Consider the following 22,717-nt stretch of genomic DNA (forward strand, 5'->3'; position numbering starts at 1 on the left):
TTACCATATCCTTTATCCTTTTGTTCCGATAGTTGTCTTGAACTCATATTCTGTCATGTCCTCCCTGATGACCGGTCCGTGAACGGTAGCCGTCGTCAGTTCCGGGTACATGTTCGAATAGTAGCTCATGACCATGTCCGGCGAGATGTTCGGATCCGGGTCCTGAAGGGTTATATACTCCGTTCCTTTCTTGAATTTGAATGAGCGTGTCATTCCTTTGATTTCGAGTGCCATGTCTTAAACTGTCTGATAAGGTGAATACTTGGGTTCCAGCATGGACTGCGGGAAATCGATGTATTCCTCGTAGTCCTTCTCACTGTATGCGGGATGTTCCTGATCGGAGAGGTACGGTTGCTGTTCGTCCTCCTGCATGAACCGTTCTTCCTGCCAGTCCTGTATTTCAGGCTGCGGCGGATATTGAGGTTGGGAAGGCTGCTGTCCTCCTGTCCGCTGTACGTATTGCGCGTGCGGCTGTATCTGCGGTCTTGCCTGCGGCTGTGGCGGCTGTTGTTGCGACGGCCATATTCCCGGTTGTTGCGGATGTTGCGTGTATGCCTGTTGTGGTCTCTGCGGTGCGGGCTGAGCCTGTCCCGGCATCGGCTGTGACGGTCTCCGCGTGTATGTCTGCTGCGGTGCCGGCTGTTGCGGACGTTGCGGTTGCGGATTTCTCTGTTCCGGTGCCTGCGTGTATGCCGGCTGCTGGGAGTGTGGCTGTTGCTGCTGTACCGAAGGTTCCGGCTGTGCTTCCTGTTCCATCAGGTCGAAGAGGCTTCCCCGGTTCATTTCCGTGTCGGCCGCCTTTATCTTCTCCTCGATTTCCTTCAACTGGGCGGCATTCGCGTGTGCTTTCGCCTGTGTAAGCACACTGACGGCTTCCCGGTGGTTTCTGGCCGCTGTCAGTTCCTCAGCCTTCTTCATCAGTTTCTCATACTTCTCCCGTTTCTCGCGTTCTTCCTTCGTCTCCTTGGATTTCGCTTCCTTGGCAGCCTTGCTGCTGGCAGCGGCCTTGTCCGCCTGTGCCTCGAACTGTGCCATATTGGAGATCAGCCCGCACGTTTTCTGTATAGGTCTTGTGACTGCCTGCAGGAATCCTGTGTCAAGTTCCTGCGGTGTGCCCGTGACAGTCAGCGGCACGATGTGGTTCTGGGCCTCGTCCTTGAGTCCGTTCGATTTGGGCAATGTGGAAACGGTCAGTTGTCCGTTTGTCTTGCGGATGACGATCGTGAGGTCCACGCTTTCCGTCATCATCTGGTGGATTGCTGTAAAAAACATAATTTCAGATATTAAATGATTAGACGATGTGTTTCAATATTCGCTGAAGAATTCTGCCAGCAGCCTGTTCCTGTCCGGATGTCTGCAAATTTCCAGAACGGGGTTCAGCAGCTTTGAGATGTGAACGGGACCTGTGGTTCCCCTTGGTGGCAGCTTGATTGCCGGTTGCGGGACGTGTACTTTCGGTCTTCTTGTCACGGGCATCCCTATCGGAGCTGGTGACTGTCTTGTGATGATCGCTTGTTGCATATTCTTTAATTTTTAACTGTGAATACCCGGGCTTTGGCAGCCCGTTGAACTACAAGGGCCCAACGGCAAATGCTTCCGGAAAGGCAGGGTTTTCGGGAAAAATACCGGAGCGCAGCGAGGATGATTTTTTCCGAAACCGCTTGCGGCCTGACCTTGCCGTCCGACAAGAAGCGTTTGCCAACTTTGCCCTGTAGTTCTCGGTTTGCCAATGTCTGTGTTTTTAGTCCTTTCTCTTTTCTTCCCGTGTCATTTCCGATTGTGACGGATACAAAAAGAGCCGCCCGCTCCCGGACAGCTCCCTTATGCTGCAATGATAAATTCCGTGCATGTTCCATATCGTCAGATTTCAGAAGACCAGAAAACTCAGTATGCACAGAATGATGGCCAGTGCCACGAGAAAACAGGCTATACGGTAGAGGAACCTGAAGAGTCCCCTGAAACAGATGATGGCCACGGCGGTCCATACAGGCGATATACCGTGGGAATAGAGCCAGCTGAATATGATGGCTGCTGTTACGGCCAGCGCGAGTGTCCTTGCCCATCTGCTGTCCGCTATCTTTCTGATACGTTCTTTTGTTTTCATAATCTTCATGTGTTTGGCGGGAATGCCATTCCCGGTTTCAGGGGCTTTCTTGCAGTCCGCCTCCACAGGCAAGGTTTTCGGGAAAAATACCGGAGCCTCGGGCGAGGATGATTTTTCCCAGAAACCGTAAGGCCAGACCTTGCCGGTGGAAACGGGCGGGCTGCGACCTTTGCCCCTCGAATCGGGATGGCTTCATCATTTCCTTTTCCTGCCGTTCCCGTTTTTGGGGAACGAGAGTGTCAGGGTGAACCCGGCGTCGAAAGTGACCGAAGCGTCGAAAGCCACGCCCTTCTTTCCCTTGAATCCCTTGATGAGCCGTGTGGAGCCGGAGGAGAAAAGCTGTTCCAGATGCTGGTCCGTCAGTTCCTTGTTCAGGAATCTGCGGTACACGGTCAGTCCGCACCCTTTATTGTCGCAGCGGGCACTCTTCTCCCTGACGATGATGTGTCCGGTCTTGCATTTGGGACAGGTGAACGTGCGGGCGGCTACCGCCGGAAGGCTGAGGTTCAGGATTTCACGGGTAGCCTTGCGGGTGTAGTCCGTGATGGATGCCATGAACGTGTCCGGTCCGAGTGTGTGCCGCTCTATCTGGAGCAGGGTCTTCTCCCAGCTTCCTGTCAGGGAAACATCCGCCACGAGCATGTCCTTCACCGCATCGTAGATATGGAGTCCCTTCTCTGTGGGGAGGATGCTCTTGCCGGAGCGGGCGATATAGTCACGTTTGAACAGTGTGGTGATGATGGCGGCTCTTGTAGCGGGCGTGCCGATGCCCAGCTCCTTCACGGCCTCGCGTGCCTGTTCGTCGGCTATCTCCCTGCCGCAGGTCTCCATTGCTGCCAGCAGCGTGGCTTCGGTATAGAGCGGTCTGGGCACGGTCTTCTTCTGGGCCAGTCCGAATCCTGAAACAGGGACCGTGTCCCCTTCGGCAAATACGGCCGTACCCTCGTCGGTTTCCGGTTCGTCGTCCTGCCTGTCCTCTTTCCTGCGGAAGATGCCGCGCCATCCCGGACTGACGACAAGGGAGCTTTTCGAGCGGAAATCCATGTTGTCCAGACGGCATTCCATAAGAATCAGCTCCTTCTCGCAGCAGGGCGAGAACGCCTCCAGCATACGTCCGGCTATCAGCGTATAGACGGCCTCTTCCGCCTCGGAAAGTCCTTCGGGTGCGATGCCGGTCGTGATGAGGGCATGGTGGTCCGTCACTTTGCTGTCGTCCACGCTACGGGTGTTGAGATGCGCAAAGTCAAGGATTCCGGCACTTGTGGCGAATCCGGGCATGGCCAAGATTCTTTCCAGCAGACCGGGTACGCAGGCCATCACGTCGTGCGGGATATACCGGCTTCCCGTTCTCGGGTAGGAAATGAGCTTCTTCTCGTAGAGCGACTGGGCGATGTCCAGCGTCTTTGCCGCGGGCAGGTCGAGGTGCACGTTGCAGTCCTTCTGAAGTGCCGTCAGGTCGTAGAGCAGCGGCGGCTGTTGCAGGGTTTTCCTGCGCTCCACCTTCGTAACCGTCGCCGAAGAATCGGGAGTGAGACTGCGGTAGGCGGTTTCTGCCTTCTGCCTGTCGTCAAAGGTCGCGGGATGGAAGAAGCGGCGGTGTGACGTGCCGCCATTGAGGGTGACATGCAGCTGCCAGTATGGTGTGGATACGAAACTGCGGTTCTCCCTGTAGCGGCTGCATATCATGGCGAGCGTCGGAGTCTGCACCCGTCCGATCGAGTTGTTGGACGAGCCGGAGACGATGGCCAGGGCACGGCTGGCGTTCATGCCCACCAGCCAGTCCGCCTTCGCGCGGCTGTCGGCGGCGGCATACAGGCTGTCGTATTCCGAGCCGTCCTTCAGTTCCTCCAGCCCTTTCCGTATGGCCTCGTCAGTAAGCGAGGAAATCCACAGGCGTCTGAACGGTTTCGTGCAGCCCAGAAAGTCGTATATCCAGCGGAAGATAAGTTCCCCTTCACGACCGGCATCGGTTGCCACGATGATGCTGTCACAGCGGTTGAATACGCTTTCTATGACTTTCAGCTGTTTCGAGGCGGCGATGTCCGTAACCATTCCCCTGTCCGTGCGCATCTGTCGGGAGACCAGGCGGAACGGGTCCGGCAGCATCGGCAGGTCCTCCGCTGCCGTTTTCGTATAACCGTAAGTGTCCGGCATGGCCAGTGACACGAGGTGTCCCAGTGCCCAGGTTACCATATATCCGTTACCGGAACAGTAGCCGTCATTTCTTGTATCAGCCCCGACTACACGGGCTATGTCCAAGCCTACACTCGGCTTTTCTGCGATGATTGCTATCATATTGGATAAAAATTAAGCCGTTTCCCGTTTTCCATGCGGAAGACAGGAAACGGCGGTAAGACATCGGTTTACTTGATAATTGCTTCCAGATTATTTGCCCAGCGGTGTCACTCCCTGGATTTCCAGCAGCGGTGCCTCGCCCTTGCGGACCAGCTGGAGCGTGGCGTCCATCACCACGTCCACGCCGAGGAGCACGAGGCTCAGGGACATCACTTTCGTTTTCTCTCCCCTGAGGAGGGTGTCCATTTCGCCGGAGAGTTCCAGCTCGTCCTTCATGATACCGATACCGGAGAGTTCGTCCCAGTTCACTTCATCAGCCTTGAAAGGCATGTCGTTTCCGTTTTCCTTTTTCATATTTCTTTCTTTTTTTATTTAACATTCATTTTCCGTTACCTATAGTCAGGCAATGCTCGCACCTTTTGACTTGCGGTTGCCCTGTTCCTGTCGCTGGCTGTTGGCCACCACGTTTCGCTGTGACGCGTCACGCTTACGGTCGGGATTTTCGTTGTAGAAGTCCAGACGCCCCTGGTTAAAGTTCGCCTTGACGTACTGCGAGATGGTCTTCCCGTCATATCCCTTTATGCCTTCCACCAGCACGGCCTTTCCGCTCTGCAGGTCCGCACGCTGCTGTCTGGTCAGTTCCACGTCCCATACCTTGGTTGGAATCTTGAAATCCTCGCGCTGCTCGAAACCGTCCGGCGTACGGGAGTAGCTCAGGCGTCCCGTTTCCAAATCGGCCTTGATGAAGGAGGAGAATTCCTCTCCCTTGCGGTTCACCATGTCATTGAGGAAAATCACCTTGCCGTCACGGAGTTGCTGCTGTTCCTCCGCCGTAATCTTCACCCCGTTGATTTCGTTGGGGATATAGATTTCGCGTGCGCCTTCCGGAGAGTCCGGGTTGTAGCGGGTGTAGGACGGGCGGCCCGTCGCCTCGTCCAGCTTCACGTAAGAGGAGAACACCTCGCCGTCCTTGCGCTGCATTCCCTCCACGAAGATGGCTTTTCCGGCGTTCAGGTCCTCAATCTGTTTCTGTGTCAGTTCCACGCCCCCGAGTGTCTGGCGGTTGAAGAGTTTGTCGTTCTCGAAAATAAACTCGACACCCCTGCGTTCGGCATTCACCTGGATGAAGGCGTTGAACTCGTTACCGGACTTGGCGATCATGCCCTCGATATAGACCTTCTTGCCTTCACGCAGGTCATTCTGCTCCTGCTCTGTCAGTTCCACGCCCTTGATTTCCCTTGGGATGAAGGCATTCTCCGCTTTCATGGCGACCACCTCGTTGGTCAGCTTGTCAATACTGATGAAGGAAGGGATATATTCCCCGTTGCGTCCTTTCAGTTCCACGACACGTCCCATGTTGCCCGTTTCGAGCAGGTTCCTCTTGTCCTCGTCGGAGAAGATGTGTCCGAAATACGGTCGGTCGAGGTCGGGTTTCTGTCGGATACCATGGATGCCGAGCACCACTTCGCCCGCCATGGACTGCTGGAATGACAGACGTGCGTCAGTCCTCAGTACGGCCGAGCCGAAGTTCATGCTGATGGGTACTACCTGGTTGGTCTTGTAGCCACGGAGCATCTGTTCGAGCAGTCCGCGTTCCTGGAGGTATTCACGGGAGATTCCGAAATTCTTGAGCTGTTCCCAGTTGATCATGGACTCGTTGTAACGGTACTGGGGGGACTGGGTCTGCGGCTGGCTGTCAGCTGCGGCAGCCTGCTGCTGGGTTTCATTTTTCTTTGCCATTTCTTCTTGATTTTTTTGGTTGATACTTTGGTTTTCCTTGTTGCGCGGAACAATCTCGTACTGCTTGAGAAATTCCTCCACGGCTTTTGTCTTTTTTCCTGCGGCGATGTCCTCGATGGCCTGCTGTACGGCAGGATCGTCCAGCCTGTCTTCCTTGACGGAGAGGATTCCGAAGCGTGTCGGGTCTTTCAGCTGGCTCCAGAAGTTCTTGATGAAGTTCTCGAAGGCATCTGCATAGCGGTCAATCTTCAGGAAGGAGTTCCGGTTCTGCCTGTCGGCGGCTACCGTGTTGAATTTTCCGTCCTGTCCGATTTGTGACACCGCTTCCAGAATCAGTTCCATCTTGTCGAGGATGAACACGATGTCACTCATCTGCTCGTTTTCGGTGACCTGCGGTTTCGGGGGTTCTTCCCGTGCATTTTTCTTTGCCATAATTTTTGATTTTTAGTGTTGATAACTCATGTTGTCACCGCAAATATATATGAGAAAAATTGATAAATAATTGATTTGTAATGTGTTAGGATATACATTACATCTTGTGTCATCACATTACACCGCAGGCCGGAGAAAACGGAGTGAAAAAACGGGGTAAAACGGCAGGAAAAGGAGAAAAAACGAAAGGCGGCAAAGGAAAGGGAAAAGGATGGAACAGGCCGGACAGACAAGGGCATGGCGGTACGCACAGCCGCACAGAAGAAAAGGAAAAACTGTAATTATGCAGAGTTGGGAGCGAGCTGCTTTTGTCCCCCTTGATGTGTCCTTTCGTGACAGGAAGCGGAATTCTGTTTACGGGAATAACCGGATGGCGTAATCCATTGGGAAGGCATACGGGAGCATGGTTCTCCCGCCAGATTCTTTTTTATTTTGACCTGTATCTATGCGTCGTAGGTCGCTTCGCTTGCTAAGTCCCGGTACTTTCCCCAACTCGGACGGCAATACCGGAGCGTTTTTTCGGGCGGAAAATTACCGCAGGGAATTTTGTGTCCCGAAAACCGGAGGCTTGAACGTGGAGGTATTCGCCCTCCGAGTTAACTTCTCGGAAGGGACTTGTCAAGTGAAGCGTGGCTTATGACCGTATTATTGGAATGATTATGGACATTGATGTTTACGATTGAATTCGACATCTGATATGTCCAAACGGTCGGTTTGTATTGATGTACATGTATTGTGAATATTAGAATTAGATTAAGGTATAATTGGTTTCTGATACAAAGATTTAATCCTTGACCTCATTCATACTCATAAAAATCAAAGATTAAATCTTGAATTGTGTCATAAAAGTTCTTCATACACTCCGAATCCGAAACATCCGGCTATGACAAAATCTTCCCCGCTTTTGTCAGCCAGTGACAGCAGGCTGTCCAGAGTATCGCAGTAGAAAAAGATTTCATCGTCCATTTCCGTATCGGAATCCATGTTCAGGGCTATTCTTGTCTCCAGTGTCTCCAAGGTGTCGTTCCAGCGTATGATGCATTCGAGGAAATGTGGTTCATGTCCCTTTTCAGTACGGTACTCCTGATATTTTTCACGGATTTCCTTCTTGATTTCTTCCGGCTTTTTCCAGGAACTGTCGTCCACGATTTCAAGACTCAGACCCTCGATAAGCAGGCACGTGCCTCTGTCATATACCATCAGGGTACGTTTTCCCATGTGTTTTTTTCTCAAGTTTTCCCAATCGGGAATGTCCCATCGTTCGGTAGTCCATACTCCCCGATAATTTTCGGGGACAGCGAGATATTCGCTCAGTGTCATTCTTTTCATTTTTCTGTGTATTTATGGTGAAACAAAAAGAACCTTGCAGGTCTTGCAAGGCTCTCCAAATGCGGGATAGCGGTCAAACTCGTTGCAGGCGTCCCAATTAACGCTCATCGTGTATCCTTTCGGGAAATGTGTGCCGACAAATTTTTCAATCATGGCCCGTTCCTTTTCGTTCAGACTGCCGTCCTCTTCCGTTCCGTATTCCAGGGCATATATGGCCCATTCGGGGATGTTGTCCCATCCCGTCTTTGTCATGTGCGCTGCCATAGCATACCGTTTATGCGGCGGAAAGTCTGCCGATTATCTCCTGAAGTTCCTGTTCCCATTTCCCGTCGCCATTGCCGAAGGATGGATAGGTAAGCTGGTACCAGTTGTGGTAATCGAAGAGTTTCATCCTCAGCGGATAGTAGTCGAATATTTTCCGGCCGTCCCTGAAGATGCGGATATGATTTATACCTACGTTCATGGCCTGTAGTCCGTGTCCGTTTAGAATCTCATGGAATCTTTCCATCGGGGTGAAGTTGCTTCTGCTCATATCTTTCATTTTTTTGAGTTAGACATCTGCGGCTTGTCAAGCCGGTATTTTATTTCTTGCCTGCCTTTCTGTCCCGTGCCGGATAGTGCAAGGCTTTGCGAAAAAATACCGGAGCACTCGTGCGAGGATGATTTTTTCAGCAAACCACGGAGGGGCCCGGCCTTGCACAATCCAGCGGGCACGGGACGACCTTTGCAGGCGGAAATAAAACAGCGGTCTCCCTTTTTCTCTATTTTCAGTCATTGTTTTCTTCTCCCTCCTGCTGCGGGATGAGGTGTCTCAGCTCCGGATCATTTTTTATTCTTTCCATTTCTTCTTCTATTATCTGCAAGACATCCGCCTTTATCTGCGAGTAGTTGCGGTCAATCTGCTGCTGCATGATATCGTTTCCGTCCGCGTCCCTGAACTCGTTGATGACAGGAATTTTCTTGTAGGCTTTCATCTCTTCCGATACCTTGGCGCTGTCCACGATGATGCGGGCATGGAAAATCTTCTGGTCTATCTCTTCCCCGAAATTGTCTGCCACGCTGCCAACGAATGTACCCTGCGAAAGATTGGCTATCTTGGAAGCGGGTATCAGGGAATCAAGCTGCGTGTTGATGGAAGTCGAAGTGTCCTGACGGTTGATGGATATGGACTGCCGCTGCTGGAGAATCTTGCCGAACCGTTCCGACAGTGATTTTGCCGTTTCTCCGACCACTTGTCCGCTGAAGATATTGCCCACCGTGTTCTGGATAACCTTCGCCTCCTTGTCGCCGTAGTCACGTGCAAGCTGCGAGAAGTCCTGGAAGCCGAGACAGACGGCCACCTTGTTGCTTCGGGCGGTCGCAATCAGGTTGTCGATACCACGGAAATAGATGGTCGGAAGCTCGTCGATGATGATGGAACTTTTCAGTTGTCCTTTCTTGTTCACCAATTTGACGATGCGCGAATTGTACAGGCCGAGAGCCGCCGAATAGATATTCTGCCTGTCTGGATTATTGCCCACGCAGAGGATTTTGGGGTGTTCGGGATTGTTCAGGTCAAGGGTGAAATCGTCTCCCGTCATCACCCAGTAAAGCTGTGGCGAGATCATTCGCGAAAGAGGGATTTTCGCACTTGCTATCTGGCCCTGGAGCTGGTCTTGAGCTCCACCTTGCCATGCGTCCATAAAGGGAGAAAGATAGTTTTCGAGGGACGGATAAGAGGTAAGAATCGTGAAGATATCGGCATACGGCTTGTTAAGAAATTCGATTGCATGAGGGAACGTGCAATACTTTCCGTCCTTGTAAATCCGCAAATACCAGATGATTGCGGCAAGCAGGATAATCGGTGACTCCACGAAAAAATCACCCTGTTTCTGTATCCAGGTCTTGTTCAGGTTGAGCATTATCGTGTAAGCTGACTCATAGGCATCCGATATGTCCGCCATGAATCTTGGATTGATAGGATTGCAGCGGTGGCTGCGTCTGGGGTCGTCGAAATTGATGACGTAGAATTCCGGTTTGACTTTGTAATGTTGTCTGTGCTTGAGCAGATGGTTGTAGGCTATCTCCGAAAGGTCCGGAAACTTGTAGTCATAGATATACATGGCAAAGGATTTCTCAATCTGCTGTTTGATGTAGTTGTTCACCACGGCATAGCTCTTTCCGGAGCCCGGTGTTCCAAGTACGATAGAGGCTCTGAACGGGTTCACGATGTTGATCCAGCCGTCCCATTCCTTGCCCTGATAGACAAATTTCGTGGGCAGGTTGACGGAATACTCGTTTTCCATAAGCCTTGTTTCCTGCATGAAACTTTCGTTGGCGGTGTTGAATACGTCTTCCATGAGGTTGTGTTTCAGCATACGGCTGATCCATATTCCTGACATAAGCAGGAGAATGTAGCCCGTGGTAAGCGTCAGCGTATATACGGTAGCATTCAATGTCGTACTGAACGGCAGGTCAAGCATCCACCAGTTCATGAAGAACAGGACGATGCCGCCGAGGAAGGCGGCGTATATTTTCCGCCACGTCATCTTCTGGTTCTTGACACCTTTCGTACCCAGACACGAAAGTCCCAGGAATATGAAGGCGAACACTTTCGTCACGAGCAGGTTGCTGAACAGTCCTGCCGTCCTCTGGAAGTTCAGCAGAATTCTGTCCACGACTCCGATGTTGATGCCCATATCCACGAATGCGCTGTAGCAGAACCAGTAGACATGGATCACAATAAACACGATGGAAATGGCACGCATGAACTCCATGACCTTGGCCAGTCCTCTTAAATCATCTTCTTGTTGCATAACTGTAAAAATTTTGATGGTTGGTAATTGACAATCAGGATATGCCGCGTGAACGGCGTTTCTTCTTTTTCTTGCGTTGCAGTCTGCGGGCGAGTGCCTCCTCCTGCGGGTCCGGTCCGTTGATGTCGGGACTGAATATTCCGAAAGCCTGCTCGATGGCGCTTTCCATGTTGTCGGAAAGGCTCTCCCGTGTGGAGGCATATTGTCCGGTGGATTCCGGCTCCGGAAATTCCTGCGGCCTGTTAAAAAGCTGTTCGAAGGCGTTGGCGGAAAACTCCTTGCCCAGACGGGAACCGTTATATACCTCACGGTTTCTGTGGTCTATGAAGGTCACGCCGTAGATACGGCCTTCCTCGTTTTCCCTCAACACCACGTCAATGCCCTTTTCCCCGAGCAGCCGGATGAAATCTTCCCGGTTTCCTCGGCAGCCGTGCATGGCCAGCGTGACGGCATCATGGATTTTCGGCTGCCACTTCCGGTTTCTGAAATCTCGGACATTGACGGCAATCCTTTTTTCTATCCCTTCGTAGCCGAAGCGCTTGCCGATGAGCGAAGACTTGATGGGCGTGCATACCGGCCTGCCCGCATCGTCCGTCAGGGTATATACGATACCGTTGTAGGGTGAGTCTTCAAATTCTCCCCGAACCTGTTTGGCCTCGATGTTGAAGCATGAGAGCATGGCACTGAACTCCCCGAATGTCTGGAAGCGGTAGGCGGTGAACACACTTTTGAGGATATTGCCGACCTGACGTTTCACGTCCCCGTCCCGGTAGTCCGCCTTCTTGAGATACGGTTCCAGCAGTTCGTTCCGCTTGTCAGCCACAGGCTTGAGTCCGAATCTGTTTTCCAGTTCCCGGCAGGCTTTCATCGAACGATTCCATTCGTATGCGTCACTGATTTTCTCGCCGTTCTCCTTCACGCAGGTGGAGACAATATGGACATGCCTGCGGTCGATGTCCTCGTGCAGATAGACGATGTAGGGCTGGTCGCCGTAGCCCATCTTCTGCATGTACTCGCGTGCCAGTTCCGCGAACTGCCCGTCCGTGAGGCGGTCGTCCACCGATGGGTTCAGAGAGATATGCAGTACCGGCTTCTCCGTGTTCCTGTTGGCGGCGAGGTAGCTCTCGAAAGCCCATAGCGTCTGCTGCATGACATTGTGGGGATTTCCGGTGAGGTCGGTAATCATACGGTTGCCCGCGATGATACGGGCGGTTGTCTCATCCACTTTACGCTGGTTGTAGATGACCGCCCCGTAGAGCGATACACCCCTGTTGATCTTAGCCACCATTCTGCTGTTCCTCCTTCTTTCTTTTTATAAGGTATTCCTCCTCGAACTCCCGGGTAAGCATGATGATCCGCTTGCTCAGCACCACCAGGTCGATGGTGGCCTTTTCCAGATTGCGGAGCAGGGCGAACGCCCGTTTCTCGCCGAAATTGGACTTGACTGCCTTCACAGTCTGGTTGTAGTTGTTGCCGATGGCCTGGAACTGGTGATAGAAATTTGTAAGTCTGATGTAGTAGTCCATCGCAGCCTTGTCGATTCTGACGACCTTCATTTCACGTCCGAAAATCATCGCCTTGATGAATCTTGCCCGTTGTTTCATCCCGGATTTTTCAAACAGCAGCTCGAAATTTCCGTTCTCTTCCGAAGTCAGTTTGATACCGTAGCGGAATACTGCCGGGTCGGTCTTCGGTTTTCTGCCCGTGCTTCTTCTTGTTCTTCTTTTACTGTTTTCTTCCATACGCATTGAGATTTTCTGTTTCTGATTTTACGTCATGGATTTCCGACTTTGGAGGAAATCCCTCCCGAGCCTTCAGGCGAGTGGCAAGTTTGTTTTGGGATGCCCGAATCATTTCGGGCTGCCCAAAACACAACTTGCTATGTTCGCTTGAACATGAATTTGCCTGAAGTCAAATTGAGTTTTGACCTTCAGCCTCATTCTTCGGCTTCGGGATAGCTCCATCCGGCATCCATTCCGTTGTCGGTGGCAAAGTTACGTCGGTATATTCGTCTGTAAAACAGTGGATTATATGTAACAAGATGTCATACGGTGACAAGGGTCGTCACCGTCTCCGGATGATGGTGATCATTCGGGAAAATCCCCTTTTATTTGCAGTGTGAATGATGGAATTTGTGCAATACTTAACGACTGAATTACTGCAGTACTGACTGTGTGAATGCAGTACTGACTGACAGAACGACTGATTGGCTGGAGTACTGCACATCGGAAGTAGATAATGACTGGCGTACTGATGTTATGCAGTAGTGATGGAAAGCAGTGATGATGTACTGGCGTAATGCTGTAATGACAGGCTGCATATATCCAGTCAGCCAGTAAGTATGGAATCTGTTATGTTCAATATAAAAGTAAGAAGCGTATGAAAAAAGAAACAGTTTATGTTGCCCTTTGCAACCAGAAGGGCGGAGTCGGCAAATCGGCCATGACGATTTTGCTTGCCGGGTATTACCATTATCTGAAAGGACTGAATGTTGCGGTTGTTGACTGTGACTACCCACAGTTCAGTCTGGTCCGTATGAAAGAGAGGGATATGCGTACTGTCGAACACAGTGAATATTTCAAGCAGCTGATGGTATCCCAGTTTGAGCGTATCAAGAAGAAAGCCTACACGATTGTAGGATCGAAAGCGGAGAATGCCCGGCAGACGGCAGACGAACTGGCGGCGGGCGGCGATTATGACCTGATTATCGTGGATCTGCCCGGAACGGTAAATTCCAGAGGGGTTCTCAATACCATTGTCAATATGGATTACGTGCTGACTCCGATTGTTCCGGACCGGATAGTGATGCAGAGCAGTCTGTCATTTTCCACAACCGTCCTAGATTATATCAGGGAGATGAAGGATATTCCGTTGAAAGAGTTCTTCTTTTTCTGGACCAAAAAGGATGCCCGTGCTTCAACGGAAGTATTCGACGCCTATTGTGCCATTATGCACAAGTTGGAATTGAATGTTCTGGATACCATTGTTCCGGAAACCAACCGTTATGAAAAGGAATTGTCACTTCTCAACAAGTCCTTTTTCCGTTGTACCCTTTTCCCGCCTCCAGCCAAGCTGATGAAAGGCAGCGGACTCGCAGAACTTGCAGAGGAACTTTTTGTTAAATTAAAACTGGAATGTCATGGCGAAGAAACAGGTAACGGTAAATGAGGAACTTCTCCGGGGAATTATGGCAGGGGATGTTCCGGTCTATGGCAAGAATGCTCCGAAAGACGTAATCATTGACGAGGAATCTGTAGAAGAAGATATACAGGAAAAGGGGGACGATACCGGCGGTCATGATATGAAAAGTGCCGTAAGACAGAAAAAACGCAAGGATGAATCCGGTTCGTACCGCAGGCAGTTCCTCAAGGGTGGTAATATCCAGTTGAGACAGCAGGCCTATATCAGTCTTGAAAATTACCAGTTCATACGGAGATTCCTGTCCGTTGTGGCCCCGGGAGTCAGTATGTCAAAATATATCGATGATATTCTGACCGCTCATTTGGAGCAGTACCGGGAGGAAATAAACAGTCTTTATAACAATCAAATCAATAATCAACCTTTATACAAAGAATAGTTAGGGAATATATTCATGAAAATGACATTGAAAGTGTCCGTAACAGAAATTGTATAATGGGAATAACACCAAATAATTGTAAGCACTATGGTAACGATTTTATATTTTATGGTCAAGACGATATGTGTGACCATCATACTTAATCATTTATGGGTATTTGTTTTCGGAAGCAGAATGTACGGTTTATGGGACGGGGTTGTCCGTTGGCTACGTATCGTCCGTGTCAGGTCATGGAAACTTCGCAGGAAACATCTGAAGAAGAAAAAGGACGTGTGGCGAAAACCGGAAACACAGACCACGTCTGAAGATACGGTGCCGGTAGGAAAGCACATTCATAAGAATTCTGCCGTAAGTGAAACTGCATCACCGGTTTCAGATGATGATGTAATCGGCAAGACAAAGATTGTATATCTTGAAGACCCTGATATTCGTAAGAAAGTACCGGTTCGTTCTGAACCTTTGGAGAAGATACCTGTAGAGGAAGACAGGGAAATCAATGCCGATGATGTGGATGACACTCTTTCTGGCGGGAAAACCGGTCTGTCCGATGAAGAAAAACGTGAATTGATGATACCTGCGGATTCTGAACCGGACCCGGATTTCAATACTGCATTGACATATGAAGACATGAACAATATGGCTGATGTGCTGGTGGATAACGCTACTGATGAGACCAAGATTATCCGTGCTGTTCACACTATACGGCATAAGTTGTCCGGCACCCAATTGCTGGCTTTCCTTGAAAATGAATCCGGTTTCCAGCAGAAAATAGACAATCTTATTGACGAATATATGGATAAGGTCGAAGGTTTTACGAAACAGGATGCCGGGGAAAAAGCCGACATTTCATTTGATATAAGGAAATATACTTAGCCGTTAAGTAAAAAAGTTGTAGCGTTGAAATGATGATAACCCCGAAAGTAAGATAAAACGTTCGGGGTTATCATTAGTTATACTATTAAAGGCTTATTTGAGTATAGTTCTGCATTAACTCTTATTTTCTGCACTTTATTATTATTCTTGTAATACGAATATGTAAATATAGTATTAATAATCAGTTAATTATAATTATTGAAGTAATATTTTGTAATAAAGAAGTTCTAATATTCAGCAACTTATAACATAAGAAGAGGTATATAGCTAAAAAAGTTTATTTCACAAGGATGATATCATCGAGTTTGGTGGTGTACTGTTTTCTGATATGTTCACTTTTGAGGTGCCAGGACTTATCTGTAGTGCCCTGGAAAGCTACCTTTATGGTGTTGTGGCCGTTCTTGTTGTTGATTTACTACAAGATTAATCGCATGTGTGTGGATATGATAGATAAATTAGTATTTAATTAAATGTAAATGGTAATCTATTAGGGTATGAACATAGCCCCAAAAAGAACTATTATAAGATATATTTATAAACGAATATTATAGTTAATTTTGTTTGCTGTTTATGTTAAAAGTTTATCTTTCATAGGATTGTTGTTTGCTTATAATTATTTTTATAAATATATAATTTATAACTCTATGAACAATAAAATTATTTATACATTCCTTTTACTTATTGGAATTTCAAGCTGTAGTATTAACCAAGTTGTATCAGATGTTGGTGTTCCTTCATCTGTAAAGGGATATGCCGTAAAAACTGTTAAGGACTATATTAATAGTGGTGAATTTATTGAAGTTACTCAGATAACCGATTCCAATAAAGCATATAGTTATTCCTTTCAGAAAAAACAAGAAGAAGATTATAAAATGAAAGCAGCCGCTTATCGATTTTATAAGCATTGTACCCAAGATAAAGATGGAATAATAACTTGTAATGTCGCGAATGGTAAAGATATTAATATCTCAGAAGAAATATTTGAATTGCGTATTAGGGATATGGAGTCTTGTAATGAATGGATAAGAAAATGTAAAAAGGAAGGTAAGAATTATAAGATAACACGTCTTGATGATAAATATTTTAATCAACTTCTTAACTATAAATAATGACAGTATGTATTACTGCAGGTTTTGTTTTTTGTTGTTTAATATTGGGGCTATTATAGGTGTTCATTTTAAGGAAAAGAAAAACTCATGCCAATATTGTTAGTAGTTGGGTTGATTGCATTTATATGCAAAAAAAGCTTTGAAAAACAGTGAGAGTATAAATTATACTCTCACTGTTTTTTAGGTACATACTTTATTTCAATTATTCAATGTCACTTCACGAGGATGACATCATCGAGGTTGGTGGTGTACTGCTTGCTGATGTGTTCGCATTTCAGGTGCCATGACTTGTCTGTGCTACCCTGGACGGCTACCTTAATGGTGTTATGACCGTTCTTGCGATTAATCGCATCTATGGCGGCAGCCAGGCGTGACTGCTTATCACGGTCTATGGTATCAAAAAGGTTGGTCTGGATGGCAGAATCAGGAACTATGTTCCAGACAATGACACCGGCTTTTTTATATAAATATCCCCCCTCTTTACGGAAATCCATGCGGAGTGCCCGGACTGCGGTGCTAACAAGTTCCTGAAGGTCGTTGGTCGGTACCTGTAGGTGGATGGTACGGTTGATGCAGTGTTGTGGAAGATCCAGACGGAAACGGCTGGTATAGGCGAAGACTGTTATCTCCGTGCAGCAGCTGTGCTGCATACGAAGCTTGCGGACACATTCGGAAGAAAAGTTGGCGACTGCTTCCTCTAAGCTGGAGAGTTCTGACAGACCGGAGCCAGGGAAACTACGGCTGGTACAGATACTCTTCTTCTGTGGCAGTTCCTCGACATCGATACAAGATTCACCACGAAGTTCCTTCCAAGTACGTACACCGGTTATTGTAAGCAATTTTCGCACAAAACTCTCGCTTTTCTGAGTGAAATCCCAGGCGGTATTTATACCGTAATAGCGCAGCTTATCCAAGCTCCGATGGCCTATTCCCCAGACATCGCCAATTTCGAAGCCCTGCAGCGCCTTGATGCGCTTTTCCTCAGAATCTATCATGCATACACCCTGATATCCCTTGTATTTCTTTCCGTAGCGGCTTGCCACCTTTGCCAGAGTCTTTGTCGGTGCAATGCCCATCGTTACCGGGATGCCTGTACCCTTACCGATGGTCTTTACAATCTTCCGGCCGTAGGAAACCAGCTTCTCGCCTTCTCCGAATCCGGAGAGATCCAGGAACGCTTCATCAATCGAGTATTGTGTCAGTTCGGGCGTGAACTCGGACAGCAGCATCATTACACGGCGGCTCATGTCACCATACAGATTGTAGTTGGAACTGAAGACAGCCACATTGTTTGCCTCCAAGATTTCACGGATCTGATAGAGAGGTGTACCCATCTTGATGCCCATTGACTTTACTTCGTTACTTCTGGCCACGACACAGCCGTCATTGTTACTCAGAACAACGACAGGTTTGTCACGGAGCAGCGGATTGAACACGCGCTCGCATGAGCAGTAGAAGTTATTGCAATCAACAAGGGCTATCATAAATATTCTGTTGCAAAGATATCAATAGTATGCCAAACTATAATCATCAATAATCAAAACTACCCTACAGGGTAGTGGAAAAGTCTCGCGAAGTATGGAACTTTGCAGCAGAAAACTAAAAACTATCATACAATGAAATTAATTAAAGTATTTTTATTAGGACTTATTAGTATCATACTACCTGTCAGTTTGTCCGCACAGACAGTTAGCGGAAAATTGATTGACGAGAACAGCCAGCCTTTGCCATACGCCAATGTGGTATTGCTGTCGCTGCCGGATTCTGCTTTTGTTAGTGGAACAATCAGCGGTGAAGACGGTTCTTTTACACTGGAGGCAACATCACAAAACCAGATAGTGAAAATATCATCTATCGGATATAAGACAGTATATAAGTCGGTATCTCCGGCAAATATAGGTATCGTACAGCTCGTTTCGGATGCACAACAATTGGGGGAAGTTGTTGTAAAAGCAGACTTACCTAAAACACGCGTAAAAGGTAATGCAATGGTGACAACCGTTGCAGGGAGTGTACTTGAAAAAGCCGGAACAGGAAATGATCTGCTCAATAAAATACCGGGGTTGTCTGCCGATGACGGATCAGTGAATGTTTTCGGAAGCGGAGTAGCTGAAATCTACATCAACGGAAGAAAAATGAGAAACAGTTCGGAGCTTGACCAACTGTCGTCTGACGATATAAAAAGCGTTGAAGTCCTTCGTAATCCAGGTGCCAAATACGATGCTTCAGTAAAAGCTGTTGTACGAATCATAACTAAGAAAACACAAGGAGAAGGATTCGGTTTCAACAATCGTGCATACGTGGGATACCAGTATGACCTTGCTTTGCTCGACCAATTTAACTTTAATTACCGCAAGGGAGGTTTTGATCTCGGAGGAATGTTATTCGGCAGAGACAACAAGTTTGAAGAGAACAAGATACTGACACAGAAAACATACCTTGATAAAGTATGGACACAAAATTCGGATATGAAAAGTCCGTTTCACACTCAGAATATTGCAGCCATGCTTTCATTGAATTATCAATTCAACGAAAATCATGTGATGGGTGTAAGGTATGATTTTAGCAGAAATCCTCAGATTGAGATGTGTCTGGATATGAACTCTTCCATTCATGTGGATAATCTATTAGAGGAAGAAAGTAAAAGTAAAACCCATTCAATAACCACAAACAACAGACATACCGTAAATGCTTATTATAATGGCAATTTCAATGATTGGAATGTGGATTTGAATATGGATGGAATGTGGTCGGATAGTAATAATCCTATCGTAGCTGAAGAATATGTCAAGCAATCGGACAATACGGAAGTAAACAGCACTATCCATACACTGGGTAAGAACAGAAATGAACTTTATGCTGCCAAACTTGTAATGGAGCACCCGTTATGGGAGGGTAGTTTCTCCATAGGCAGTGAATATACCTACAGCAGCCGTATCAACCAATACGCAAACGATGAGAATATTATACCTGACAACGACAACAAAATCAGGGAAAATGCTGTATCCGCATTTGCTATGTACGCACGCAGTTTCGGCCAGTTGCAAGCTCAGGCAGGTGTGAGATATGAGCATCTGAATTCCGATTATTATGAGTTCGGGAAAAGAATGGATGAGCAAAGCCGTAAGTATGACAATGTATTTCCTTCCATATCCCTGTCATATCCTATAGGTAAAACCCAACTGATGATAAGTTATTCAGGCAATATAGAACGACCAAGCTACAACAAGCTGTCAAGTGCAGTAATCTATGGCAATAAATATACATACGAGAGTGGAAATCCGCTTCTGCGCTCTTCGATACTGAATACCCTGTCACTTAATGCATCATGGAAATGGCTTTATTTCAATATGAATTACAGTCGCATCAAGGACATGCAGATACAGGTAAGCCAATCCTATTCGGATGCAGATCCTTCTATTTCTCTGTTCACACATACCAATGTTCCTAAGGTGGACAAACTGAATGCTACCTTGTCAGCATCGCCAACGATCGGTATATGGTCGCCACAGTTCACAGCCATGTACAGCCAGCAATGGTTTGTGATGGATACACCAGACGGTCCCAGAAACCTTAATAATCCTATCGGATTTTTCCAATGGAACAATACATTCAGTTTACCTAAGGATTTTCAGTTGAATATAGATTTGGAGACTTCCACACGAGGAGAAGACAGCAGCTACCGTTTAATTGAACCCGGTAGTTCGGTCAACATTTCTTTATATAAAGGATTTTTGAACGGAAAACTGGCTGTTCAACTGCAAGCTAATGACATATTCAATACTTCATCCTCAGACATACTGATGTACAGCGGTAACCGAATTACAATACTTCAGCCAGAATCACGCCGCAGTTTCGGTATGACGGTACGATACAAATTCAATACAGCCAAGAACAAGTATAAAGGAACAGGAGCTGGAGATAGCCAGAAAAATCGTATGTAAATTATGACAGCAACAATATCTTATATAAATCTCTCATGGGCAGTTGTGGGCATCATCGATAAGGATGTCCACAACTGCCTTCAATCCATGAAGCGTCCCAACGAACCAATAGAAGTTACCATTGAAAGATATGTTGTCGGTTATCTGGCATTCTGGCATATTGCCTATATTGATAAAGAAAAGATGAACAGATGTGACGATGAGAAGGTAATCGAACTTGGACGGAAGAAAATGAAGGAATACGTCACCTCACATCCCCCTGTAGCTACTTTGCCGAAGTTCTACATCGTCTTCCTAAATCAGCCTCATATTGGCTGCGATACCCACGGCCTCAGTGATGTTTTCTGCGTGTAGTTTTTCGAAAAGTTTCTTCTTGTGAAACTTGACGGTATTGGCATCAATAAAGAGAGTTTCTCCAATCTCCGTGTTCGACAGTCCTTTGACGGAGAGCTGGAGAATCTCTTTTTCACGGTCGGAAAGAATCAGTTCAGGCTGTTTTCTCCATCGTCTTCCCTCGAATGAATATAAATACCTGTCAGTACATGTATGGTCTGAAATAACTACATCTCCGATAGTTTTCTCTGGTGACAGTGAAACTGTACATAAAGCCAGCCATATATCACCCTTGTCACTCAGCAAGACAGGTGTCAGTTTGTGGTGGATAAGATGTGAGTGCTTTTCTGATGTACGGAGATGAAAGTTATACTCGATGGACAGGTCAAGTCTTTTTTCTACCGGTTGGTCATAGTAGAACCGAAATCCGGCTTCATTGATTTCCATAAGACGGTTTATTTCGTCAGACGGAACAACATCAAAATAAAATGCATAACCTCTCTGTTGCACATCTTCCGGTGAATGACCGCAGAGAAAAAGCGGGTTTGACGATACGTAAAGGAAATTCTTGCGGTTATAGTCGATGATATACAGACTGTGATTTGTATTGCGGGCCAGAGCCTTGACCATGGCAATACATACATCGGTTTTTGAATAATCACTGTCTGGTATTTGTAGGTCTGTATTTATCGGGCGAAAGAAGTCGTTTATATTATTTGTTTGCATAAAATATAATTGTTATGAGATGCTATCATCTTCCTTTTCTAAGCTGTCTTTTGATGTTGTATGTAAGAACACCCCATATCAGGAAGTTGTTCTCTTCTGTAATCTTATGGGGTGAATCTGGTTCATTTCGGTCAACAAGCCAGATTCAGTTTTCCATATTATCAAAGTGCAAAATCTTTAGAAAGGTCTCTATTGATTTATAACAGAATTATAGTTTATTTGCCAAGTAAAAATGTACTATTATCTTTCACATACTGCCCTTTACAAAAGATCGGATATCCGTATGTTTCACCATTCATAAATGGATTATTAAGGTAATTTTGTAAAGCTTCGAACGATTTACTGATATCAGCTGTTTGTCTTATATCGGAAACCATGAGAAGAATAATCTGTGAATCATTCAACACCTTTTCGTTTTCCTGCTTATTGATAAAAGGACCTCTCAATGAAGAAACAACTTCATTATAGGAATATTTACTTGCTATTAAGAAATAAGCACTGGTACCATAGGTCAGTGAACGCATATAAACAAGACTGTCTTCATTGGAAGGACTTTCAACGAATATTCCTTTTTCTGGTATATCCATTGAAACTGTAAAACCTTTGAAAATAACTTTACCCAAACAAAGACTAGCAATATTGTTTAAGTCAAATTCCTGATTACCTATCTTTGTCAGTGTGTTAGAAAAACTTTTATTATCATCGATACATAATTCTATATCATCAAGGCTCTTCAATTCTGCCAGTTTTGCGATATATGGCCTTGTGGGATAAATGAAACTCTGATATTCTTTAGATTTTATTGCTTCCTTAAATACTTTTAAATATTCAATTCGTCTGACATCATTCATCGTCGTAATATACGGTTCAGGAAAATCAAAGAAGAGATTTACAGGTTGCTTCTTGTCCGTTACTTCTTTATCAAAAGAAGTTGCAAATGAACTTTCTGGAAATACAGCTCCTACATATAAATACGGAGGATTGGCAATATCCAACCAATTTTGGACTCCATTATATTTGCTGCTTATATCTATTTCATCTCCTTTACTGTCATCAATGAAAGTATCCCATACAGGAGTAGCCTTGACTACATTATCGTTAATTATATCGAGGAGCTTATATCTAATGTTACTCGCATCGCTGGCTGGCTTCGCAAGGATTGTTTTTTCAGTTCTCAATACATACTCATGTCCTTTTTGATAATTAAACCCAAGGATTCCATTAATAGGTATTTTTGAGTATTCGGATATGCCTTCTTCCTTTACTGACATACATTCTACAGGATTTTCACTTCCCCATGGGGTATAAAAATCCGTTTCATGCGATACATACATTTTGATAATCTCCACTTTGTCGATAACTACATCTTCTTTTTTACAACTGGCAATGCTGATTGAGAATAGGAGCCAAAGTAATAGTCCTGGTAAAGCCTTAATTTTCATATCAATATATATTTTTTG

At 46.6% G+C, this 22,717-nt stretch carries 23 protein-coding genes; 6 read left to right on the forward strand and 17 right to left on the reverse strand.

The features are described from left to right. Window positions 1-12 precede the first annotated feature (12 nt). The 13 genes from ACZMIG_RS11660 to mobA form a co-directional block, all read right to left on the reverse strand. A complete protein-coding gene (locus tag ACZMIG_RS11660) occupies window positions 13-234 on the reverse strand; it encodes a PRTRC system protein C (RefSeq protein ID WP_055300447.1) in 222 nt (73 codons plus the stop codon). 3 nt (window positions 235-237) lie between these two features. Beyond that, window positions 238-1,272: a PRTRC system protein E gene (locus ACZMIG_RS11665; protein ID WP_087208449.1), complete on the reverse strand. Its 1,035-nt coding sequence runs from the start codon at window positions 1,270-1,272 to the stop codon at window positions 238-240. 33 nt (window positions 1,273-1,305) lie between these two features. After that, window positions 1,306-1,521: a hypothetical protein gene (locus ACZMIG_RS11670; protein WP_057252928.1), complete on the reverse strand. Its 216-nt coding sequence runs from the start codon at window positions 1,519-1,521 to the stop codon at window positions 1,306-1,308. 346 nt (window positions 1,522-1,867) lie between these two features. Further along, on the reverse strand, window positions 1,868-2,104 hold the full coding sequence (locus ACZMIG_RS11675; RefSeq protein WP_032944600.1) for a hypothetical protein: 237 nt from the start codon (window positions 2,102-2,104) through the stop codon (window positions 1,868-1,870). A 195-nt stretch (window positions 2,105-2,299) separates the two neighbouring features. Continuing rightward, on the reverse strand, window positions 2,300-4,399 hold the full coding sequence (locus ACZMIG_RS11680; protein ID WP_483928775.1) for a type IA DNA topoisomerase: 2,100 nt from the start codon (window positions 4,397-4,399) through the stop codon (window positions 2,300-2,302). A gap of 90 nt (window positions 4,400-4,489) precedes the next feature. Then, window positions 4,490-4,753, reverse strand: coding sequence for a DUF4099 domain-containing protein (locus tag ACZMIG_RS11685; RefSeq protein ID WP_032944512.1), 264 nt, complete (start codon window positions 4,751-4,753; stop codon window positions 4,490-4,492). A gap of 45 nt (window positions 4,754-4,798) precedes the next feature. Next, window positions 4,799-6,571, reverse strand: a complete 1,773-nt coding sequence (locus tag ACZMIG_RS11690) for a DUF3945 domain-containing protein (RefSeq protein WP_487889588.1) — start codon at window positions 6,569-6,571, stop codon at window positions 4,799-4,801. A gap of 840 nt (window positions 6,572-7,411) precedes the next feature. Then, a complete protein-coding gene (locus tag ACZMIG_RS11695; RefSeq protein ID WP_487889589.1) occupies window positions 7,412-7,900 on the reverse strand; it encodes a hypothetical protein in 489 nt (162 codons plus the stop codon). Between the two features lie 12 nt (window positions 7,901-7,912). Further along, window positions 7,913-8,164: a DUF6926 domain-containing protein gene (locus ACZMIG_RS11700; RefSeq protein WP_487889590.1), complete on the reverse strand. Its 252-nt coding sequence runs from the start codon at window positions 8,162-8,164 to the stop codon at window positions 7,913-7,915. Between the two features lie 10 nt (window positions 8,165-8,174). Next, a complete protein-coding gene (locus ACZMIG_RS11705; protein ID WP_055172787.1) occupies window positions 8,175-8,432 on the reverse strand; it encodes a hypothetical protein in 258 nt (85 codons plus the stop codon). A gap of 235 nt (window positions 8,433-8,667) precedes the next feature. Continuing rightward, window positions 8,668-10,695 (reverse strand): conjugal transfer protein MobC, encoded by a 2,028-nt coding sequence (mobC, locus tag ACZMIG_RS11710; RefSeq protein ID WP_120178105.1) that lies wholly within the window; start codon window positions 10,693-10,695, stop codon window positions 8,668-8,670. A 34-nt stretch (window positions 10,696-10,729) separates the two neighbouring features. Then, window positions 10,730-11,983, reverse strand: coding sequence for a conjugal transfer protein MobB (gene mobB / locus ACZMIG_RS11715; RefSeq protein ID WP_487889591.1), 1,254 nt, complete (start codon window positions 11,981-11,983; stop codon window positions 10,730-10,732). After that, window positions 11,973-12,443 (reverse strand): conjugal transfer protein MobA, encoded by a 471-nt coding sequence (gene mobA, locus ACZMIG_RS11720; RefSeq protein ID WP_017141823.1) that lies wholly within the window; start codon window positions 12,441-12,443, stop codon window positions 11,973-11,975. Before mobA ends, mobB begins: the two co-directional genes overlap by 11 nt. Window positions 12,444-13,074: 631 nt before the next feature. Between mobA and ACZMIG_RS11725 the strand changes: the two genes are divergently transcribed. The 3 genes from ACZMIG_RS11725 to ACZMIG_RS11735 all read left to right on the forward strand — a co-directional run bounded on the left by ACZMIG_RS11725 (window position 13,075) and on the right by ACZMIG_RS11735 (window position 15,145). Then, complete coding sequence (locus ACZMIG_RS11725) at window positions 13,075-13,863, forward strand: ParA family protein (RefSeq protein ID WP_118308774.1); 789 nt, start codon at window positions 13,075-13,077, stop codon at window positions 13,861-13,863. Next, complete coding sequence (locus ACZMIG_RS11730; RefSeq protein WP_057281971.1) at window positions 13,835-14,272, forward strand: DUF3408 domain-containing protein; 438 nt, start codon at window positions 13,835-13,837, stop codon at window positions 14,270-14,272. Before ACZMIG_RS11725 ends, ACZMIG_RS11730 begins: the two co-directional genes overlap by 29 nt. 108 nt (window positions 14,273-14,380) lie before the next feature. Then, the gene (locus ACZMIG_RS11735; protein ID WP_487889592.1) at window positions 14,381-15,145 is read left to right on the forward strand and encodes a DUF4122 family protein; all 765 of its coding nucleotides are present in this window, start codon (window positions 14,381-14,383) and stop codon (window positions 15,143-15,145) included. A 277-nt stretch (window positions 15,146-15,422) separates the two neighbouring features. Here ACZMIG_RS11735 and ACZMIG_RS11740 read toward each other — a convergent pair whose 3' ends face one another. Then, a complete protein-coding gene (locus ACZMIG_RS11740) occupies window positions 15,423-15,557 on the reverse strand; it encodes a DUF4113 domain-containing protein (RefSeq protein WP_487889605.1) in 135 nt (44 codons plus the stop codon). Window positions 15,558-15,789: 232 nt separating this feature from the next. On the opposite strand from ACZMIG_RS11740, the gene ACZMIG_RS11745 reads away from it, so the two are divergent. Continuing rightward, entirely contained in the window at window positions 15,790-16,254 is a 465-nt protein-coding gene (locus tag ACZMIG_RS11745) for a hypothetical protein (protein WP_487889593.1), read from the forward strand. A gap of 212 nt (window positions 16,255-16,466) precedes the next feature. On the opposite strand, the gene ACZMIG_RS11750 is transcribed toward ACZMIG_RS11745, so the two are convergent. After that, complete coding sequence (locus tag ACZMIG_RS11750; RefSeq protein ID WP_487889594.1) at window positions 16,467-17,738, reverse strand: Y-family DNA polymerase; 1,272 nt, start codon at window positions 17,736-17,738, stop codon at window positions 16,467-16,469. A 189-nt stretch (window positions 17,739-17,927) separates the two neighbouring features. Here ACZMIG_RS11750 and ACZMIG_RS11755 point away from each other — a divergent pair, with 189 nt between their 5' ends. Together ACZMIG_RS11755 and ACZMIG_RS11760 are read left to right on the forward strand one after the other, a co-directional pair. After that, window positions 17,928-20,198 (forward strand): TonB-dependent receptor domain-containing protein, encoded by a 2,271-nt coding sequence (locus ACZMIG_RS11755; RefSeq protein WP_487889595.1) that lies wholly within the window; start codon window positions 17,928-17,930, stop codon window positions 20,196-20,198. A 3-nt stretch (window positions 20,199-20,201) separates the two neighbouring features. Next, window positions 20,202-20,552 (forward strand): hypothetical protein, encoded by a 351-nt coding sequence (locus ACZMIG_RS11760; RefSeq protein WP_487889596.1) that lies wholly within the window; start codon window positions 20,202-20,204, stop codon window positions 20,550-20,552. Here ACZMIG_RS11760 and ACZMIG_RS11765 read toward each other — a convergent pair. Further along, on the reverse strand, window positions 20,493-21,257 hold the full coding sequence (locus ACZMIG_RS11765) for a helix-turn-helix transcriptional regulator (RefSeq protein ID WP_487889597.1): 765 nt from the start codon (window positions 21,255-21,257) through the stop codon (window positions 20,493-20,495). The genes ACZMIG_RS11760 and ACZMIG_RS11765 overlap by 60 nt on opposite strands. A 215-nt stretch (window positions 21,258-21,472) precedes the next feature. Next, window positions 21,473-22,699 carry a DUF4377 domain-containing protein gene (locus ACZMIG_RS11770; protein ID WP_487889598.1) on the reverse strand — a complete coding sequence of 409 codons (1,227 nt, stop codon included), beginning with the start codon at window positions 22,697-22,699 and terminating at the stop codon, window positions 21,473-21,475. Window positions 22,700-22,717 lie beyond the last annotated feature (18 nt).

The sequence above is a fragment of the Xylanibacter sp. genome (assembly GCF_057607445.1).

What these genes read in the sequence shown, in the direction of transcription:
- ACZMIG_RS11660 (WP_055300447.1), bottom strand. Translation starts at nt 234, where the DNA reads ATGGCACTCGAAATCAAAGGAATGACACGCTCATTCAAATTCAAGAAA.
- ACZMIG_RS11665 (WP_087208449.1), bottom strand. Translation starts at nt 1,272, where the DNA reads ATGTTTTTTACAGCAATCCACCAGATGATGACGGAAAGCGTGGACCTC.
- ACZMIG_RS11670 (WP_057252928.1), bottom strand. Translation starts at nt 1,521, where the DNA reads ATGCAACAAGCGATCATCACAAGACAGTCACCAGCTCCGATAGGGATG.
- ACZMIG_RS11675 (WP_032944600.1), bottom strand. Translation starts at nt 2,104, where the DNA reads ATGAAAACAAAAGAACGTATCAGAAAGATAGCGGACAGCAGATGGGCA.
- ACZMIG_RS11680 (WP_483928775.1), bottom strand. Translation starts at nt 4,399, where the DNA reads ATGATAGCAATCATCGCAGAAAAGCCGAGTGTAGGCTTGGACATAGCC.
- ACZMIG_RS11685 (WP_032944512.1), bottom strand. Translation starts at nt 4,753, where the DNA reads ATGAAAAAGGAAAACGGAAACGACATGCCTTTCAAGGCTGATGAAGTG.
- ACZMIG_RS11690 (WP_487889588.1), bottom strand. Translation starts at nt 6,571, where the DNA reads ATGGCAAAGAAAAATGCACGGGAAGAACCCCCGAAACCGCAGGTCACC.
- ACZMIG_RS11695 (WP_487889589.1), bottom strand. Translation starts at nt 7,900, where the DNA reads ATGAAAAGAATGACACTGAGCGAATATCTCGCTGTCCCCGAAAATTAT.
- ACZMIG_RS11700 (WP_487889590.1), bottom strand. Translation starts at nt 8,164, where the DNA reads ATGGCAGCGCACATGACAAAGACGGGATGGGACAACATCCCCGAATGG.
- ACZMIG_RS11705 (WP_055172787.1), bottom strand. Translation starts at nt 8,432, where the DNA reads ATGAGCAGAAGCAACTTCACCCCGATGGAAAGATTCCATGAGATTCTA.
- mobC (WP_120178105.1), bottom strand. Translation starts at nt 10,695, where the DNA reads ATGCAACAAGAAGATGATTTAAGAGGACTGGCCAAGGTCATGGAGTTC.
- mobB (WP_487889591.1), bottom strand. Translation starts at nt 11,983, where the DNA reads ATGGTGGCTAAGATCAACAGGGGTGTATCGCTCTACGGGGCGGTCATC.
- mobA (WP_017141823.1), bottom strand. Translation starts at nt 12,443, where the DNA reads ATGCGTATGGAAGAAAACAGTAAAAGAAGAACAAGAAGAAGCACGGGC.
- ACZMIG_RS11725 (WP_118308774.1), top strand. Translation starts at nt 13,075, where the DNA reads ATGAAAAAAGAAACAGTTTATGTTGCCCTTTGCAACCAGAAGGGCGGA.
- ACZMIG_RS11730 (WP_057281971.1), top strand. Translation starts at nt 13,835, where the DNA reads ATGGCGAAGAAACAGGTAACGGTAAATGAGGAACTTCTCCGGGGAATT.
- ACZMIG_RS11735 (WP_487889592.1), top strand. Translation starts at nt 14,381, where the DNA reads ATGGTCAAGACGATATGTGTGACCATCATACTTAATCATTTATGGGTA.
- ACZMIG_RS11745 (WP_487889593.1), top strand. Translation starts at nt 15,790, where the DNA reads ATGAACAATAAAATTATTTATACATTCCTTTTACTTATTGGAATTTCA.
- ACZMIG_RS11750 (WP_487889594.1), bottom strand. Translation starts at nt 17,738, where the DNA reads ATGATAGCCCTTGTTGATTGCAATAACTTCTACTGCTCATGCGAGCGC.
- ACZMIG_RS11760 (WP_487889596.1), top strand. Translation starts at nt 20,202, where the DNA reads ATGACAGCAACAATATCTTATATAAATCTCTCATGGGCAGTTGTGGGC.
- ACZMIG_RS11765 (WP_487889597.1), bottom strand. Translation starts at nt 21,257, where the DNA reads ATGCAAACAAATAATATAAACGACTTCTTTCGCCCGATAAATACAGAC.
- ACZMIG_RS11770 (WP_487889598.1), bottom strand. Translation starts at nt 22,699, where the DNA reads ATGAAAATTAAGGCTTTACCAGGACTATTACTTTGGCTCCTATTCTCA.